Below are 17,355 nucleotides of genomic sequence, written 5' to 3'. Positions count from 1 at the left end.
ATAAGCAACCATACCTTTATGAAATTAAGACACTTTTGTCAAAAAAAGCACCAAATTATTAAAAAGTAACCTATTATAAACGGACTGGTAATACCTCGCTGTTTAGCAGGTTTCAGTGTTGACTAATTTACAGGAGTGTCAAGTTGTTGTTTACAACCCCCCAAGAAGAGATCAGCAAAATTCTTGTCGTTGATGACTCCTTACTTAACATTATGTCTTTAAAAGAAATTTTACGTGATTGTGGGCAGTTATATTTTGCAGAATCAGGCAAAGACGCACTTGAACTTATCCCCAACGTCAACCCGGATGTCATTCTATTGGATATCGAAATGCCAGATATGGATGGCTGGTCGATGTGCAAAATATTAAAAAAAGACCCTCGTTTTGCCGAAATCCCCGTCATTTTTATTACTGGTCATGATGAAAAAGACTATGAGTCAATCTCACTTGAACTTGGTGGTATAGATTTTATTCACAAACCTTTTTCACCGAAGACGTGTAAATTACGCGTGACCAATCAACTTAAAATGAGAATGCAGAATAAGTTGATTAATAAAGGCAAAGAGCAGCTTCATGCACTAGTCAGACAGGTTCCGGTGCTTATCACTTACTGGAGTACCAAATGGGTTAATATGTTTTCAAACGATTACAGTGGTTCATGGTTTAATTTAAATAACTCTGCAGACTCACAGTTTACTATTGATCAAGCTTTTCCTCAGGAGCTATCTGATGCCATACAATCAAAAGCTGATTATAACTCGGAACAAAAATACACCGTTAAATGCACAGTTGACTCAGAAATCCGCTTCTACCAACTGTTCCAGACACCCGTAATTCATCAGGAAACACTCGAGGGCCATTTAGTTACTATTGTAGATATAACCGAGCTTAAAATAGCAAAACAAGCTCTTTACTCTGAAAAAGAACGGCTACGGGTAACGTTGAATTCGATTGGTGATGCCGTAATTGCAACTGATATTAACGGACACATCACTTTTATGAACCCCATTGCGGAGAGGATGACCGGGTGGCGATTTAAAGATGCAAGAGGTGAGAAAATTGAGAAAGTCATGCCGCTTAGAGATGCCAGCTCGAAACATTCGTTAACCAACCCGCTGTATTTAGCGTTGCGGGAACAGCGTACCGTTGCGATGGCGTTGAACAGTGAGCTGTTATCTCAGAATGGCCAGATTTACGCAGTAGAGGATTCTGCAGCCCCGATCAGAAATGAGAATGGTGAAATAATCGGTGCCATTATGGTGTTTCATGATGTTAGTGAAGCGATGGCGATGGCGATAAAAATGAGCCATTTGGCTAATCACGACCAGTTAACTGATTTACCGAACAGAATACTTCTGCAAGACCGTTTAACCGTTGCCTGTGCAACAGCCAAAACACACGGCTCTAAAGTTAGTGCTTTATTGATTGACATTGATAACTTTAAATACCTAAACGATTCGCTAGGCCATCAGGCAGGTGATGAACTCATTTGCTTAATGGCAGCCAGACTTAAAGCTTTAATTCCACAATCCTATACACTTGCCCGCCTTGGTGGAGACGAGTTTGTCATACTCATGAGTGATATCTCCTCGGCAGATTTAGTCGATAACTTGGCATCTAAGTTGCTGGACGCTATGCACGAACAATTCAAGTTAAAAGATCAACTTTACAGCGTATCTATCAGCATTGGGATCAGTGTCTTTCCGGACGATGCACCTGATGCCGAACAATTGATAAGACATGCAGATGTTGCTTTGTATAAAGCCAAACACGAAGGCCGTAATCGTTACAGTTTCTTCTCTGACGAGTTAGAGTCTGCACTTATGCATCGTCACCAACTGGAGAGTCTGGTTAGATCAGCACTGAAAAATGACGGACTGGAGGTTCACTTTCAGCCAAAGTATGACCTGGCTTCCAAAAAAATTGTTGGCGCAGAAAGCCTGGCCAGACTTAAAGACTCCTCCGGAAATTATGTTTCACCAGCTGATTTTATACCACTTGCAGAAGAGTCGGGATTGATCATTGAACTAGGTCGTCAAGTATTATTGAATACATGCGCAGTTGCTAAAAGATTAGCTCAGTTAGGATATCGCATACCTATATCAGCGAATGTTTCAGCCGGGCAATTTTGTTCCGTGGAGCTGGAAAACCATATAAAGACAGCTTTGGAAGAAAACGAATTATCGGCCAACTTGCTGGAGTTAGAAATCACTGAGACCGCCCTCATGCTTGATGCTGATTTAACGAAAACAAAGTTAGAGCAGCTAAAAAAATTAGGTATATCTATTTCGATTGATGATTTCGGGACAGGATACTCAAGTCTGGCGTACCTTAAAAAGTTTGATGTCGATATCATGAAAATAGATATGTCATTCGTTCGCGACATGCTTTGCAACAAGCACGACTATGAAATTGTGAAAACAATTACCTCCCTTGGCTTATCTATGGGGCTCAGCCTGGTTGCAGAAGGCGTTGAAACACAAGAGCAGAACGACGCACTACTGAGTTTAGGATGCGGCACCGGACAAGGCTTTTTATTTAGCAAACCTCTCCCGGTAGAGGACTTTGTTCAGTTTGTTTCTAAAGCTAATGGTGGCTTATGACTGTACCTGCCTATTTGAGAACTCTCAACAGAAATTGGCTACCGTTTGTTGGCATAATAATTGTACTGCTAAGTGCTCTGGCAGTGTATTTCGGCTTTTCTGGGTACACATATACCCAATTAAATAAACAGCAATCTGAGTTGCTTGATAAAGCAAATGCTTTAGCTGTGAAAACCGTTTCTGACAGCCTGCAAGAAAGCATAAGTGAAGTTGAGTTTCTTCATGCAACACCGCCAGTAAGTGGTATTGCCCGGGCTCAACTGCATGGTGGTATAGACCCAAAAGATGGCACTACAACACAACAATGGCGAAAAAGACTTGAAACAATATTTACCGCCTATCTTCAGACTAATTCAGAAATAAGGCAGATCCGCTATATTGGCAAGGCTGATAACGGTAAAGAGATTGTCAGAGTAGAACGCAGTGCAGGTAAAGTTGTCGTTACTCCACCCGATTTATTGCAACCAAAAGCTGATAGCGACTATTTTAGGGACATACTGCAGTTAAACACAAATGAGCATTACATCTCAGATGTAACTTTGAACCGAGAGCATGGGCGCGTCGAAACACCTATTTGGCCAACATTTAGAGTTGCGAAACCTGTATTCGATGAGAACTATGTTTTTTTTGGGTTCATCATACTTAATATTGATGCTTCGAACTTGCTGGACACTATCCAGAACAGCGCCAAAAATTCTGGATACTCACTTTTCGCTATTGACCAAAATGGCTATTTTGTTGCATCTCCATATGAGGAACTGACATTTGGTTTCGACTTAGGTAATGAAAATGTCAGATGGGATGTACTTACTGATAAAGCGGATATCCCCTGGGCAGGAAAAATTACAAAGTTAACCGTTGATGATGTCAATTACACTCTGATTGGCAGAAAAGTGCTGTTATCCGGCAAAGATAACAGAGCGCTATATATAGTGTCAGGTCTTCCCGAAGCCAGCCTCGATGAAATGTGGGCTAAGCAGCGTAACTATATCATTCTGCTTATAGCAGCATTAGTATTGGTCTTAGCCGCTGTTATTTATGCCTACCAGCATTTTCTAAATAAATTATTGAGGTTATATAACGATCAGTCACGCTATGAGGCCATTATTTCAGGCTCATCTGATGCTATTCTTAACGTCGATAAATATGGAAACATTCTCAGCTGTAACGAATCCGCATCCTATCTATTTGGCTTAAGTGAGGAAGATGCTAAAGAAAAAAACATTAGGGAACTGTTGCCTCTCGCACCAACAGAAACCAGGCTAGATTCGCAAGTATTTCAAGATGTAATCGACAAAAATAACGCTATATCTGTAGAAATGGAGATTGCCCTAAACAGTAATAAATCTAAAACTTTTCTAATAAACCTTTCGCCAGTCATTCCTCAAAATGAGGCATTAAAAGCCAGTGTCGCCGCTATTATTCGTGATATTACTGAAACAAAAGATTATCAGAGCAAAATAATTGCCATTAACGAATCTCTGGAGCATCAAGTCGCAGACAGAACAAGAGAACTAATGGAGGCAACTAAACAAGCCATAACCGCAAACCAAACGAAAAGTGCTTTTGTCGCCAATATTAGTCATGAAATACGGACTCCATTAAATGGTATTGGTGGCATGCTTGAGCTGCTTAACAGAGAGAAGCTGACCGATAGACAGTCAAGTTACTTGAGTATGGCCAAGAGCAGTGTGTCAACATTGAGTGTGCTGATTAATGACCTACTAGACCTATCTAAAATTGAGTCAGGCAAGCTGGATATAGAGCCAAACTCTTTCAACATAATTGAAACGGTAAGCTCAGTAATTGCAACTATGGTATTCAAAGCCCAGGAAAAAGGCTTTGCACTGCATGTCGATTTTTCTGACGTTCATCATGAAAACTTAATTGCTGACTCCTACAGGCTTAAGCAGGTCATTATTAACCTAATCGGAAATGCAATAAAGTTTACAGATAAAGGTTACGTTCTAGTGGCCGTCAGCACAAAGTTAGCTGGAAAAAATGTAATAGCGGAAGTTACGGTAAAAGATACAGGGATTGGTATCAGCGCAAGTCAGCAAGAAAAGCTGTTTCGACCATTCACACAAGCCGATGCTTCGATAGCCAAGGAGTTTGGGGGAACAGGGCTTGGTTTGTCGATTTCTAAACAATTGGTAAATTTACTCGGTGGAGTAATATCCGTAAAAAGTGTAGAAAACGAAGGCAGTGAATTTACATTTTCAATACAGGCATTGATTGACCCTAACGCTGACTACAAAGTTGTGGCTCCTGTTATGGCAGGAACTAAGTGCCATGTGCTGATTAGAAGCGAACTTGAAAGAACGCTTTTAATTCAACAACTCAATGTATGGCAGGCTCAATCCGAAATTTTGGATTCGGTAAGCGATTTATATACTTTTCCAGACAATTTGCTTCCAGATCTAATCATTAGTGACGAAGAGTGTTTGGATGCTGAGTTTATTACCTGGCAGCAGAAAAAAGCAGGCCAAAAAAAATGCAAGCTCATATTTATCAGTAATATAAATTCAAGCTCACATGTAGTGACTGAGAACGATATTCGAGCAAAAATAACGCGTCCAATACTGCCAATGCAAATTTTGTTGTCACTCAAATTGCTACGCCTTCCAGAGTTGAAGCATGCGGTCAGCGAAGATAATTCCCCACTTCCTGTAGAAAATGGTTATGGTTCAGAAAAATATACTGTGCTGATTGTTGATGACAATGAAATTAACAGATTTGTTGCCGAAGGATTACTTGAAAAATACCCAATAACAACGTTAACAGCGCAGAACGGAGCAGAAGCAATTAGTATCATCAAAGAGCAGATGGAGAATAACCCATTGCATCTGGTACTAATGGACTGTCAGATGCCGGTCATGAATGGTTTTGAAGCGACCAAATTAATTCGTGCTGGAGAAGCGGGCTCACAAGCCGCAAGTATCCCAATAATTGCAATGACTGCAGGAGCTATGTCTGGGGATAAAGATTCGTGCATTCAATCAGGAATGAATGATTTTATCTCCAAACCTCTTGAGCCATCTGTGTTCGAAGCTAAGGTTATGCAATGGTTAGGCAAAATGAAAAAGATAAATGCTGATTCAGCCAGTGCACAGAATACTTAATAATTGAGCTTAGCCGCTGTAATCAATTCCTTATAGAGGCATAAAGCCATTTGAGATCATTGGCGCATATAGCCCTTTAGCTTTATAAATGATCTTTTAATGCTAAAGATACAATTTGACTTTGTCGTGAGCTTTCCCCGCAAACTAAACGTCCGCTTATGGCACAGGCTGTGTAAAAACTCATATTTTTGGCTTTTTCAGCGGCGCTCTGGGCATGTATTGTTAGTGTCTCGCTGAATTTACTCGTATAGGCTGTAATTGTCATTCAGGTGGTTCGGGACCTTCTGAAGCCCGGTGTTTAGAGCAACTGGGTTGTTACCATGGGTTGAAGCGGCTATCGTCGCTAACCGTAATGCTCTCGCAGCTTACTGGCTAAGCCTTCAGTACCCCAGATTGATATCATCCTTTTCAGGTTGTAGGCCAGTACATGTAGACTGATTTCGGTGCTGACGTTTTTAAATCGTCGCATCAGGAAGTGAGTCGCACCCATCCACATTTTAATTGTTCCGAACGGATGCTCTACAGTTTGCTTTCGGATTACTGCTGTTTGTGGAAGTGCATCAAGCCTGGCTTGCATATCTTCTATTTCAGCTTCATGAACCCATCGCCGGATACGTCTGGGATCTCGCTTGGATGTAGTGCATTTTAACCTTTGGCTGCAATCCCGGCAGGCGATATTATTAAAGTACATTTGCTGTTCCAGCCCATCTTCAAATGCTGTAAACCTATTCTGAAGCTCGCTGCCAGCCGGGCAAATATAAACGTCGTTTTCTCGGTCATACCTAAACAGCGAACGGTTAAAAAGGCCTTTACGGTCAGCGCCGGAGGTATCACCCTTCGGCACCAGCGCCACAGCACCAGTATCGAGTACTGCTTTAATATCGCTACGGCTGTAATAACCTTTGTCGGCCAGTACAGTTATGTCCTCTCTACCAACGGCTTCCTGAGCCAATGTTGTCACGTAACTAAGTTGGCCTCGATCTGTTGTGTTGGTCACTTCATGTGCAACGATCAGGTGATTCTTCGTATCCACGGCAGTCTGCACGTTGTAACAAACTTGTCGGTTCATGTTGTTTGTTTTCATTAACCGGGAATCTGGATCGGTTAAAGACAGTTGCTTGTCTGGCTGTTGTTCAACTGTTTGTTGGATCTCCTGAAGTTCACCCAACCGTTTTTTTAGCCATGCTAGTTTAGTTACGGTTAATTCTGCACTGGTATCAGGTTCTGAGCATTTGTCTGCTTCATCCAGCTTATTCAGATAATTGCTGATGCTTAATTCAACCCGCGCAATATGGTCTTTCGCTTTTTGAGGCGTAAAGTTGTTGGCTTTACTGTTTACTGCTTTGAACTTGCTGCCGTCGATGGCCACAATGACATCTGTGAACATTTGCATATGCCGACACAAGTCGATAAAAGCCCGGCAAGCATTCTTGATACCTTTACCGTTACTTTTTCTGAAGTCTGCGATGGTTTTAAAGTCCGGGGTAAGTCGCTCAAGTAGCCACATCAACTCAACGTTCCGATGTGTTTCTTTTTCCAGCCTGCGGGAAGATTGGATGCGGTTCAGGTATCCATAAATGTACAGCTTCAACATGGTAGCAGGGTGATATCCTGGCCGCCCGGTTTGCTTAGCGCTGACTCGCTCGAAGCCCAGAGAATCAAGTTGTAGTCCATCAACAAAGATATCGACTACCCGGACAGGATTATCTTCAGTAACGAAGTCATCCAGCGCCTCAGGAAGTAAGGCTACTTGATGCCTGCCCTGGCCTTTTATATGGTGGGTCATACCAGCACACTTTGTTCTAATTCGTATGCTGTTAATTTTAGTAAAGTGGCAGCTAACCACTTGGCTTTATCAAGAACGATTGATCATATAAATCTGCTGCTTAGGCCAAAAGGTGATCAGCAGTTTTCACACAGTCTGGGCACTCAACGGACAATATGCTTTAGTTCGTTTGCATTGCATTTAGCTTCAAACACCATACAGCTCTTGCTGCAGCAGTTTAAACTGCGCTTTAAACGCCTGCTCTGCTTCCGCCGGAAATGGATAACCTGCCGGGCCGACGAAGACAAAGTCTGTTTGGGCGGTGAGCGTGGCGTCGTTTCGAATACGGTTATAGGCTTCTATCCAGGCGTCGTAGTGCTCTATCAGCGCTATGGCATGCGCCATCAGCTGCGCTGGGATTAAGTGGCCTTTGGCCAGTAGTAAATCGCGGATGGCAATGTTGCCTTTTTGAATAACCTCGGCTTCCAAGTGCAGGTTTTTATTGTCCCAACGTTCAAACGCGCGTTTGGTGCGCTCCAGCTGCATTTGTAGCGGGCCGAATAGTTCTGCCAACGCCTGCTCTTTCCAGCTGCGGGTAGATTCAAATACTTTCAGCCCCTGACTGAACTGAGCTTCAATCTGTGTTTCAATGGTTTTATTCCGGCGCAAAAACAGCACGCCCAGTAATGCTGTAACCACACTGCTGCCAAGAAAACTGCCGATAAATACATCTAGAAATTGCGCCATGTTCTGCCCCTTAGGCTGCTGCTGTAGCAATAAAAATAGCAGGCGACAAAATAATATCGCTATGGCAGTTAAAGCTTTTTTGATCAGGCTGTATTTTAGCAGCAGCTGATGTAAAGTAGCTGATAGCTATAGGTAACGAAGCCTGTCGTTACAGCAGATCAGGATGATCCGGCATGCGTAGTATGACTTTATATATCGGTTTAACCCTGTGCACATTTAATGTGACCAGTGCCGAGAACATTAGTGATCATGAGCTATTTTGCAGCAAAGTAACTCAACAGCCTTGCTTGCTCTATATCAGGCAACAGCTTACTGCCCTGCAGCCTGCCTCTGTTAGCTGGTTTAAAGTAAAATCGTACGAGCTTGATTACCTGTTTGATAAACAACAGTTTGCAGAGCTAAAGCAACAAACTGAACAACTGCTTACACTCACGTCTGTTCCCGGCAGTTTTAGTGCGCAGCTGTATTTTTATCATGCCAAAGTGCTATACAGCGAGGGTGACACAGAGCCAGCCCGCCGCTGCGCTGGCCTGGCACTTAACCAGCTGCAGGGTGCATTTGACACCTTTGGCGCACCGCTCCGGCTGGTAGAGCTGGCTAACCTGCACTACTCGCTGCGCGAATACGATAAAGCCGACGCCATACTTAATGACGCGGCGGCGCACTTTAAAAAGAACAAAGATCCGCTGTTCTGGTTTGAATGGTACTCCAATAAAGCACTGATAGAACATGGTCGTGGCCAGCTGGCCATCGCCGCCAGCATGAGAGAACAGGCAGTTAGCGCCGCTAAACAAATGGGTCATAACGGCAAGATGATTATTGCACTTGGCAACCTGGCCCGCACCCAGCAGCTGCTACAACAGTATGAAGCAGCCTATATGAATTATCAGCAAGCGATGACCTATATGCAGGATGGCAGCGACGATATCAATAAGGCAATTTACCAGCTCAGAATGGCAGAAATCAGCTGGCAAAGTGGTCAATATCAGCAGGCGGTTAATCACCTGCTAGCGCTGGATAAAACCAAGCTAAGAGCGCCGCATCTGGTCGTTTACGACGCGCTGACGGCAGAAAAAGCACTTGCTGAACTGGCGGCCAGCCCGGCTTCTGCCAAACAATAATACCCGCCGGGTGACTATTCTGTACGCTTAAGCATGCCATGCATTGTTAACCAGCTAACGAACGCATTAAACCAGCCGGTACTGGTCGTCTGTTTAGGGTACATGCCAAAGCCATGACCGCCCTGCTCATAAAAATGAAACTCCACCGGTTTTTTCGCTGCCTGCCAGCTTTCTATCAGGCCAAATTGACTGCTGGCAAAAAACGGATCATCGGCTGCCAGCGCGACAAATAAAGGCGGTGCATCAGCCGGCACCGTTACCGCTGTGACAGGGCCATAAATATTGCCAATAAAAGCAGGCTTTGCCTCGTCGCCGGTAAGCGCAGTGGCCATCGTTAACATGGCGCCGGCCGAGAAACCGAGCATACCGATACGATCCGGGTCAATTTTCCACTCAGCCGCGCGGCGGCGGATTAACGCGAATGCTGCGTTGGAGTCTTCAAGCTGCACGGCAAGCTGTGCCCTCATTTGCTCAGGTTCAAGCTGCGGTGCCTTGCGCCCGGTGTTTGAGAACATCTGGTCCATTGCTCGCTTAAATGCCGCCATCTCAGACGGAGTCTGGTTTAAACGGTACTTCAGCACAAAGGCGGCAATGCCCTGTCTGGCAAGCGCCCGGGCCACATCCCAACCTTCGTTTTCCATTGACAGGGTGCGTAAGCCGCCGCCGGGCGCCACGATAACTGCAGCGCCACTGGCGTTTGCCGGCTCAGGCAAAAAAGGCGTTAGTGTGGCCAGCGTAACATTACGTGCAAACCGGCTGCCATACTGTGAATGCCACGCTTCCTGCACCTTAGCGCCAGGCAGCGGCCCGGTACCGATATCAATAGCATCAGTTTGCTCAGGTGTAGCAATCACTGTCATGCTATCGTCCGCCTGGCCTGTCACTGGAACGGCAAATAAACACACGATTAGTAGCACGACCAGGTTAAGCACGTTACATTTTACGCCGGGCAGTTCAAACAAGGGCTTAGCAAGACGTTTTTCAATCAGGTTCATACCAACAGTATCCTTTTCTATTTGATGGTGCGTACTATAGGCTTTAGGGTGCCATCGGCATTAAAGTACACTCTGTCTACACTGACTGATCTGCGGTAACTGCCGCCACCGGGAAGATCGGCGCTGTGATAGGCAAGATAAGTGTTGCCTTTAAAATCAAACATCGCCGGGTGAATAGTGGTGGTGCCAGGCAGCGGCGGCAGAATAATACCCCGGTACTGCCAGGGCCCTGTGACAGAGTTACTGGTGGCATAGGCAATACTTTCCGGAAAACCCGCTGCATACAGCAAATAGTAAATACCGTTGTGCTTTGATACATAAGGTGCTTCTTCAAAATTGGGTAAGGTATCAACGGTATGAATTTCGACCAGCTCGGTACTGCGGTTTTGCATCTTTGCGTCGGCATCCAGTGTGTAACTTTCGCCTTTGAGGTGTATCAGATCGGGTTCAAGCTCAACCCACCATAGTTGCTTATTGCCCCAGTAAAGGTAAGCCCTGCCATCATCGTCAATAAACACCGCCGGGTCGATATTGCGCCAGCTATGGTCTTTATACGCTGCGGTATCTTCAAGCAAGATCATCGGCATGCCACGCGGATCGGTAAAAGGGCCTTGCGGGCTATCTGATACGGCAACACCAATGGCAAAGCCAAATTGCCCCCCCGTTTGGCCACCTTCTACGGCCGCATAGAAATAATACCGCGCCTTACCTGATTTATCTTTGTGCGCAATCACATGATGCGCGTAGGCGTTACCGGTTTTCTCATCGGTGCGGGCCCAGCTAAAATCCGCCGCCCGGAACACAGCACCTTTATTTTGCCAGCTGATCATGTCTTTGCTGGTCCAGAGCCGGTAGTCGTACATGCGATAATCTTTACCCTCTGCATGCTGCTCATCATGCGTGCTATACAAATACACGGTGTCGTCTGTCACCATCACGGCAGGATCGGCAGTATAAATAAACTCGCCGACCTCGTTTGTCGGGTCCTGGGTGTCGTATTTAATAATGGGGTTATCAAAGTGGGAAGGCGCGGTGGTGTCCGCTTCTGTAATGTTGCTGTCAGAACGCGGCGCCGGCGCTTTGCTACAGGCACAAACCGCTGCAACAGTGCTGAGCAAAACTATATGCCTAAAACGGCGTTTAATGTTTTTTACGCTTGTCGCTGTAAGCATTAAAGGGCATCCCGGGGTTATAAAAATCAACGAACTGACAGTTTGTTGAAATTTTTGCCCTAACGGAACGCCAAGCCTATTACGAAACTGTTTAATAAACTTATCTTATTTGCCAGCCAAACTCAGTTGCGCATGGCAGGTACCCTGCAGCAGATTTGCTACGACCACAGAATACTTAGAATAATCAGCCCCATAATCGCAGTAATAAATAACACGTTATACAAAGAGCTGGTTAACCAGAACTTCAGTGTGGTTTTCAGCCAGCCTTGCTGATAGTAAAACTTCTGACATAAAAACAGATAAACCGGGATCCAGATAAGCGTTACCGACGCCAGAAATCCACTAACGTCAGCCAGCCACGGCCAGCTGGCTGCCGCCGACACAGTCTTCAGCCCCAGATACAGCGCTGACATTTGTAAGATAAAGCTGTGGCTATGCAGCGCGACGATTAAATGCTCCATGTAGTAACGGTCAGAGCGGATGTACAGCAACTTCAGTAATAACGCAAACAGCGGCAGCAGTAAAAACATCATCTGCGGTGCCAGGCTGAAAAACTTATTAACTGCCAGCTTAGGATTACTGGTCAGCGCTTCCAGTTTTTTATCAAATTCAGCCTGAGCAGTGTCGGATAAAAACCCAATCGAGCTATCAAATGGCTTCTGCTGTTGCTGCTTTTCCTGTTCGATATCGCGCTTAATATCGGCCATCACTTGTGACAAGGTGCCAGGCTGGCTGGCGGCATTTTCCAGTTGCTCTGTAGCCGGGTTAACCGTTACCGGCACCTCCGGCACCAGCTGGGCGAAAATCAAAAATGCAATTATAGAGGTAAACAGATAGAGCCTGAGCGGCGGCACGTACCGCACGCGGTGGCCGGCCACATAACGGCGGCTTAAATAACCGGGACGGAACCATAGCGGGATCAACGTTTGCCAGACCCGGGTGTCCCAATTACTGAATTCGCCGAAAAACTCGGTTATCACACCACTGACATTACGGATATAACTCTTCTTTTCCTGGCCACACTGATGACAAAACGCACCATGTAAGACGGTGTGGCAGTTATCACACGTTTTTTGCTCTGTTACATCCATATCAAGCACCCGCGTTATTTATTGGTTATACGACACTGCGCTGTGTTCCACCGATTCTACGTTAAGCAGTTGTTTTGGCAAGCGTTGTCCGCTAAGCCTGCGCGGACAGTTAAAGTGTCCGCGGACACTGCCAAACACACCCAAAAACAAAAATAATCATTCAAAAACAATCACTTAAATATTGGCATTAATACTGCTATAACACTACAGCTTAGCAACACATAAAGGACACCAATAACAATGATCCAGGGTACTGAGACACAGGACAACATTATTCAGCGTCAGCCCAAAACGCTGCTTCGCCGCGTTCTCCCCGCCGCCGCTATTGCCGGCACCGTAATAGTGCTGGCAGCGGCTTTTTTTCACTCTATCGGCGAAACCGCCAGTTTAGTACTGCCGCGCTCACAAATGCAGTTTGCCACAGTACAGCGTGGTGATTTAGTGCGTGATATCGCCGTACAAGGCCGGATTGTTGCCGCCAATGCGCCAACACTGTACAGCCAGGAAACCGGCCAGGTGCAGTTATTTAAGCAACCGGGTGAAGCTGTTACCTTAGGCGACCTGCTTGCCACCATCAGTAGCCCGGCGCTACAGAATGACTTACAGCAACAGCAGGCAGTACTTGAGGGTATGCGCTCTGAAGCTGAACGCGCTGCACTGGCCGCCCGTGAGCAACAGCTGGATATGGAACAGGTAATGAATAACGCTCAGGTTAATTTACTGGCGGCACGGCGCGAGCTAGAGCGCGCGCAGCAGTCGATTGAACTTGGCGTGATCCGCAAACTGGATTTTGATATCGCCACCGATAACCTGACCAAAGCCGAGCTGGAATTTGATCACGCCAAACGCAAAGTGGAACTGGCCAAAGACAAGCTGAGCTTTGAGCAAAGCTCACGCACGCAGGATATCCACCGCCAGCAGCTGGTGGTTAATGAGCTGGAACGTAAAGTGACCGCCCTTAATATCACGGCGCCGGTTACTGGCCAGCTGGGCAACTGGCTGGTAGAGCAGCAAAGCCATGTGCTGCCAGGGCAAGCCCTGTTAACGGTAATCGACTTAAGCCGCTATGAAGCTGAATTGGCCGTGCCGGAAAGCTATGCCCGCGACTTACTGCCTGGCCAGCAGGTAGAAGTGAGCATCGGCAGCCAGCGATTAAACGGCGCTATCAGTTATATCGCCCCTGAAGTGCGCAATAACCAGGTCAGTGCCCGGGTACGTTTTGACGACGTTGACAGCACCGCCCTGCGTCAGAGCCAGCGTTTAACGGCCCGCGTCATCCTTGAGCATAAAACCGATGTGCTGAAGATTGCCCGTGGTGAATTTATCAGCTCTGGCGGCGGCCGTCAGGCCTATCAGGTGCTGGACAATCAGGCGGTACGCAAAAACATCGAACTTGGCGCGTTATCAGTGCAATGGGTAGAAATACTTGACGGAGCCAGCGAAGGTGAGCAATGGGTTATTTCAAATTTAGCCGACTTTAAAGACCAGAACCGGGTCAATCTGAATTAAAAATTAAGGATAACAATATGATAACGCTAACGAATTTAAGTAAAATTTTCCGCACCGAGCTGATTGAAACCCATGCGCTGCGCGATATCAGCTTACAGATTAATGAAGGCGAATTCGCTGCGCTGACCGGCCCTTCCGGTTCTGGCAAATCTACGCTGCTGAACATTCTCGGCACGCTGGAGCAGTTTGACGACGGTGATTACCAGTTGGATGGTAAGTCAGTAAAAGGGTTATCTGATGCTGCGCTGTCGAAATTGCGCAATGAAAAAATAGGCTTTATTTTTCAAAGCTTTAACCTGATTAAAGATTTCAGTATTTACGATAATATCGAGCTGCCGCTGCGCTACCGTGGCTTAAAGCCAGCGCAGCGCAAACAGCGTATTGAGCAAGCGTTGGAGCTGGTAGGCCTGCACGCCCGGCGCAGCTATCTACCGAGTCAGTTATCCGGTGGTCAGCAGCAGCGGGTGGCCATTGCCCGCGCTATCGCCGGCCAGCCCCGCATTCTGCTGGCGGATGAACCGACCGGTAATCTGGACTCTTTGATGGCGCGCCAGGTTATGGAGCTTCTGGAGCAAATTAATCAGCAGGGCTGCACCATTTTAATGGTCACGCACGACCCGGATCAGGCGCGCCGCGCCGGCAGACATATTCAAATCATCGACGGTCAGCTCAGCGATGCAGTGCTGTATGACCCGCTGGCAGCACAAAGCGCTTAAGGAGCCGGCAATGGAACAGTTTATTTATTATCTGAAAGTCAGCCTGATCAGCATCCGCCGTGCACCGCTGCCGTATGCGCTGACCATTTTTATTCTCAGTGTTGGCCTGGGGGTGTTTTTTGCCAACGCCACGTTTTACTACCAGCTAAACAGCGATCCGCTGCCTGAAAAAAGCGATAAGTTGTTTTTCCCGATGCTGAATCTGGTGCCGTATGAATGCAGCACCGACTGCAGAACCCCTAGGGTACTGAGCTACAGCAATGTTGAAAAGCTAAGCCAGACGGATATACCAAGCCAAGCCGCTGCCATGTACAGCGCCGATGGCTATTTGCGCCAGCGTGCCGATCAAACGCCGCTGCCAGTCAGTATCCGCATTACGCAGCGCGACTTTTTTGCCATGTTTGATGTACCCGTACTGCACGGCAGTATCTGGCCGGATAACAGTGCTCGGCCGGAAGTGATTTTAACCAAAGCGACGGCTCAGAAGTTATTTGGTAAAAGCGACGTTGTCGGTGAAAAATTGCTGCTGGATGATCGCAACGTGACCGTCAGTGCCGTATTGGATGACTGGCAAATGCTGCCGCGGCTGTATGATGCCAATAACCGTAATCACTTAAGCGAGGCAGATGATATCTACCTGCCGCTGGAAACCGGTTACGACATGAATTATCTGTCAAACAGCCAATCACAAACGTTCGACGACACTGACTATCGCCAGTTAAGCACTCAGGGCCGCACCGGTGCGCTGCATCAGCTACAGTACTGGGTAAAACTCGACACCCCCGCCCAGCAGCAGGCATACCGCCAGTTTATGACCAATCTGGTGCAGGATGAAAAAGCTGCCGGCCGTCATCCATCGCCACCCAATAATCAACTGGTCGCGATGCGGGATATCGTCAGCTATTTTGGTGGTGACAGCAGCGATATCAAAGCCTTTGCATTGGTAACCTTATTGTTCTTGCTGGTATGCCTGTTTAATGCCAGCCACCTGTCTTTAAACCGCTATCTGAGTAACCAGTATGAATTCAGTTTGCGCCGTGCGCTGGGCGCCAGCCGCAGCCAGTTACAACTGCAAATGCTGGCAGATGTGCTGATCATGGCGCTGTTTACCATCACTGGCGCTCTGCTGACCGGTTATGGAGGTATTAAGCTGATGAATAATTTGCTACCAGCCAACAGACTGTTTTCCGACTGGGATTTAACGCTGCTGTTAGGCCTGCTGACGGTGGCTGTTATCTGTAGCTACCTGGTAACGCTGTACCCTTCACTACGCGCCTCTTTTGGCTCACTCAATCAGCAGCTTAAGGAATAATAACAATGTCTTTTTATCTACTTTTCAAAGTATTGTTCAGCCGCAAAGTAGTAACCGGTTTGCTGCTGTTACAACTGGCAATGACACTGGCCCTGTTACTCAACAGCATTTTGCTGGCCAAGCAAACTCATCAGCAGCTGAACCAGCCTACCGGGTTGGATGTGGACAACACCCTGCTGGTACAACTCAAACCAACCATGGCATCACTTCGGGTGTACCCGGCGCTGGAAGAACTGCTAAACCGCCAGCTTGATGCAGTACAGGCAATGCCTGGTGTCATTGCAGCGGCCTACACCAACCAGTCGGCCATTTTGCAGGGTGGTAACAACGGTAATGTTTATATCGATGGCGAGGAAGACCGCACCAACCAACCCTCGGTACCAATGTACTTTGTATCGAAAGACTTTTTCAACGTGCTAAACAGCGACGTGCTGCAGGGCGAGCTGCCACAGCATTCGGTGTCACTGGATAACCCGGTACAACCGGATGTGGTGATCACCAAAAGCCTGGCCGATAAACTGTTTGCCGGTAAACCGGCAGTGGGCCAGCAGCTGAACCGTGGCCGGGTGGCAGCGGTGATCTCTGATTTTTATGGTCAACGACACGGCACGAACATTATGTTTAACAATATTCAGGTCGCACCGCCTTACAGTGTCGACTGGGGCTACGGCATACTGCTGCGGGTGCAACCGGGGCAGGCGGAAAATGTGCGCCAACAAGTGGACAAAGTACTGCGTAACGTCGAACCCAATATTGAAATACTGCATGTTCGTACTTTAGCAGAGCAGTATCAGCGGCTATACCGCAACGAATATGGCCTGGCAACATTGCTGGCATTATTAAGTGCGCTGATGCTGCTGGTTACTATGGTATCAAGCTATAGCAGTACGCATTTTCATGCGCTTAAAAGGCAGCAGGAAATTGGTGTAAAACGTGCGCTGGGCGCCAGTAAAAAAGTGATTTTTCTCGAGCTGTTGAGCGAAAACTGGCTGTGTACTGCTATAGGCGCCTTGTTCGGGATCGGCTGTGCACTGCTGTTAAATAAAGCCTTGTCGCAAGTGATTACGATACCGCCACTGGATCTGTATCTGCCGCTGCTGGCCAGCCTGATCCTGCTGGTATGCGTGACAGTGGCAACATGGTATCCTGCGGCCATTGCCACCCGGATATCACCGGCCACAGCGACTAAAGCCTTATAAACT

At 46.8% G+C, this 17,355-nt stretch carries 12 protein-coding genes; 7 read left to right on the top strand and 5 right to left on the bottom strand.

Annotated elements, in window-relative coordinates:
• Positions 1-143 precede the first annotated feature (143 nt).
• Entirely contained in the window at positions 144-2,603 is a 2,460-nt protein-coding gene (locus tag LHL18_RS18015) for a two-component system response regulator (RefSeq protein ID WP_226768125.1), read from the top strand.
• Positions 2,600-5,725: an ATP-binding protein gene (locus tag LHL18_RS18010; protein ID WP_226768124.1), complete on the top strand. Its 3,126-nt coding sequence runs from the start codon at positions 2,600-2,602 to the stop codon at positions 5,723-5,725. The genes LHL18_RS18015 and LHL18_RS18010 overlap by 4 nt, the downstream gene beginning before the upstream one ends.
• A gap of 343 nt (positions 5,726-6,068) precedes the next feature.
• On the opposite strand, the gene LHL18_RS18005 is transcribed toward LHL18_RS18010, so the two are convergent.
• Positions 6,069-7,511, bottom strand: coding sequence for an IS1182 family transposase (locus tag LHL18_RS18005; RefSeq protein ID WP_226768123.1), 1,443 nt, complete (start codon positions 7,509-7,511; stop codon positions 6,069-6,071).
• 186 nt (positions 7,512-7,697) lie between these two features.
• A complete protein-coding gene (locus LHL18_RS18000) occupies positions 7,698-8,237 on the bottom strand; it encodes a hypothetical protein (protein ID WP_226768122.1) in 540 nt (179 codons plus the stop codon).
• A 173-nt stretch (positions 8,238-8,410) separates the two neighbouring features.
• Here LHL18_RS18000 and LHL18_RS17995 point away from each other — a divergent pair, with 173 nt between their 5' ends.
• On the top strand, positions 8,411-9,358 hold the full coding sequence (locus tag LHL18_RS17995; protein ID WP_226768121.1) for a tetratricopeptide repeat protein: 948 nt from the start codon (positions 8,411-8,413) through the stop codon (positions 9,356-9,358).
• A 14-nt stretch (positions 9,359-9,372) separates the two neighbouring features.
• On the opposite strand, the gene LHL18_RS17990 is transcribed toward LHL18_RS17995, so the two are convergent.
• The 3 genes from LHL18_RS17990 to LHL18_RS17980 form a co-directional block, all read right to left on the bottom strand.
• The gene (locus tag LHL18_RS17990) at positions 9,373-10,353 is read right to left on the bottom strand and encodes an alpha/beta hydrolase (protein ID WP_226768120.1); all 981 of its coding nucleotides are present in this window, start codon (positions 10,351-10,353) and stop codon (positions 9,373-9,375) included.
• Positions 10,354-10,370: 17 nt separating this feature from the next.
• The gene (locus tag LHL18_RS17985) at positions 10,371-11,525 is read right to left on the bottom strand and encodes a glycoside hydrolase family 43 protein (protein WP_226768119.1); all 1,155 of its coding nucleotides are present in this window, start codon (positions 11,523-11,525) and stop codon (positions 10,371-10,373) included.
• A 158-nt stretch (positions 11,526-11,683) separates the two neighbouring features.
• A complete protein-coding gene (locus tag LHL18_RS17980; protein WP_226768118.1) occupies positions 11,684-12,616 on the bottom strand; it encodes a DUF3667 domain-containing protein in 933 nt (310 codons plus the stop codon).
• A gap of 240 nt (positions 12,617-12,856) precedes the next feature.
• Between LHL18_RS17980 and LHL18_RS17975 the strand changes: the two genes are divergently transcribed.
• Genes LHL18_RS17975 through LHL18_RS17960 form a run of 4 tightly spaced genes read left to right on the top strand, consistent with a single transcriptional unit; the run spans position 12,857 to position 17,352 of the window.
• The gene (locus LHL18_RS17975) at positions 12,857-14,125 is read left to right on the top strand and encodes an efflux RND transporter periplasmic adaptor subunit (protein ID WP_226768117.1); all 1,269 of its coding nucleotides are present in this window, start codon (positions 12,857-12,859) and stop codon (positions 14,123-14,125) included.
• Positions 14,126-14,142: 17 nt separating this feature from the next.
• Entirely contained in the window at positions 14,143-14,841 is a 699-nt protein-coding gene (locus LHL18_RS17970) for an ABC transporter ATP-binding protein (RefSeq protein ID WP_134055390.1), read from the top strand.
• 10 nt (positions 14,842-14,851) lie between these two features.
• On the top strand, positions 14,852-16,153 hold the full coding sequence (locus LHL18_RS17965) for an ABC transporter permease (protein WP_226768116.1): 1,302 nt from the start codon (positions 14,852-14,854) through the stop codon (positions 16,151-16,153).
• A gap of 5 nt (positions 16,154-16,158) precedes the next feature.
• A complete protein-coding gene (locus tag LHL18_RS17960) occupies positions 16,159-17,352 on the top strand; it encodes an FtsX-like permease family protein (protein WP_226768115.1) in 1,194 nt (397 codons plus the stop codon).
• Positions 17,353-17,355: the final 3 nt, after the last annotated feature.

This window comes from Rheinheimera aquimaris (assembly GCF_020531985.1).
In the GTDB taxonomy this organism is placed as follows: domain Bacteria; phylum Pseudomonadota; class Gammaproteobacteria; order Enterobacterales; family Alteromonadaceae; genus Alishewanella; species Alishewanella aquimaris.
Note: the sequence above shows the minus strand (reverse complement) of the source record. Positions and strands in the feature narration are given on the sequence as shown.

Excerpts from the sequence above, each read along its gene's own strand:
- LHL18_RS17965 (WP_226768116.1), top strand. The coding sequence starts at position 14,852 with ATGGAACAGTTTATTTATTATCTGAAAGTCAGCCTGATCAGCATCCGC.
- LHL18_RS18005 (WP_226768123.1), bottom strand. The coding sequence starts at position 7,511 with ATGACCCACCATATAAAAGGCCAGGGCAGGCATCAAGTAGCCTTACTT.
- LHL18_RS17975 (WP_226768117.1), top strand. The coding sequence starts at position 12,857 with ATGATCCAGGGTACTGAGACACAGGACAACATTATTCAGCGTCAGCCC.
- LHL18_RS17960 (WP_226768115.1), top strand. The coding sequence starts at position 16,159 with ATGTCTTTTTATCTACTTTTCAAAGTATTGTTCAGCCGCAAAGTAGTA.
- LHL18_RS18010 (WP_226768124.1), top strand. The coding sequence starts at position 2,600 with ATGACTGTACCTGCCTATTTGAGAACTCTCAACAGAAATTGGCTACCG.
- LHL18_RS17990 (WP_226768120.1), bottom strand. The coding sequence starts at position 10,353 with ATGAACCTGATTGAAAAACGTCTTGCTAAGCCCTTGTTTGAACTGCCC.
- LHL18_RS17970 (WP_134055390.1), top strand. The coding sequence starts at position 14,143 with ATGATAACGCTAACGAATTTAAGTAAAATTTTCCGCACCGAGCTGATT.
- LHL18_RS18000 (WP_226768122.1), bottom strand. The coding sequence starts at position 8,237 with ATGGCGCAATTTCTAGATGTATTTATCGGCAGTTTTCTTGGCAGCAGT.
- LHL18_RS17980 (WP_226768118.1), bottom strand. The coding sequence starts at position 12,616 with ATGGATGTAACAGAGCAAAAAACGTGTGATAACTGCCACACCGTCTTA.
- LHL18_RS17995 (WP_226768121.1), top strand. The coding sequence starts at position 8,411 with ATGCGTAGTATGACTTTATATATCGGTTTAACCCTGTGCACATTTAAT.
- LHL18_RS17985 (WP_226768119.1), bottom strand. The coding sequence starts at position 11,525 with ATGCTTACAGCGACAAGCGTAAAAAACATTAAACGCCGTTTTAGGCAT.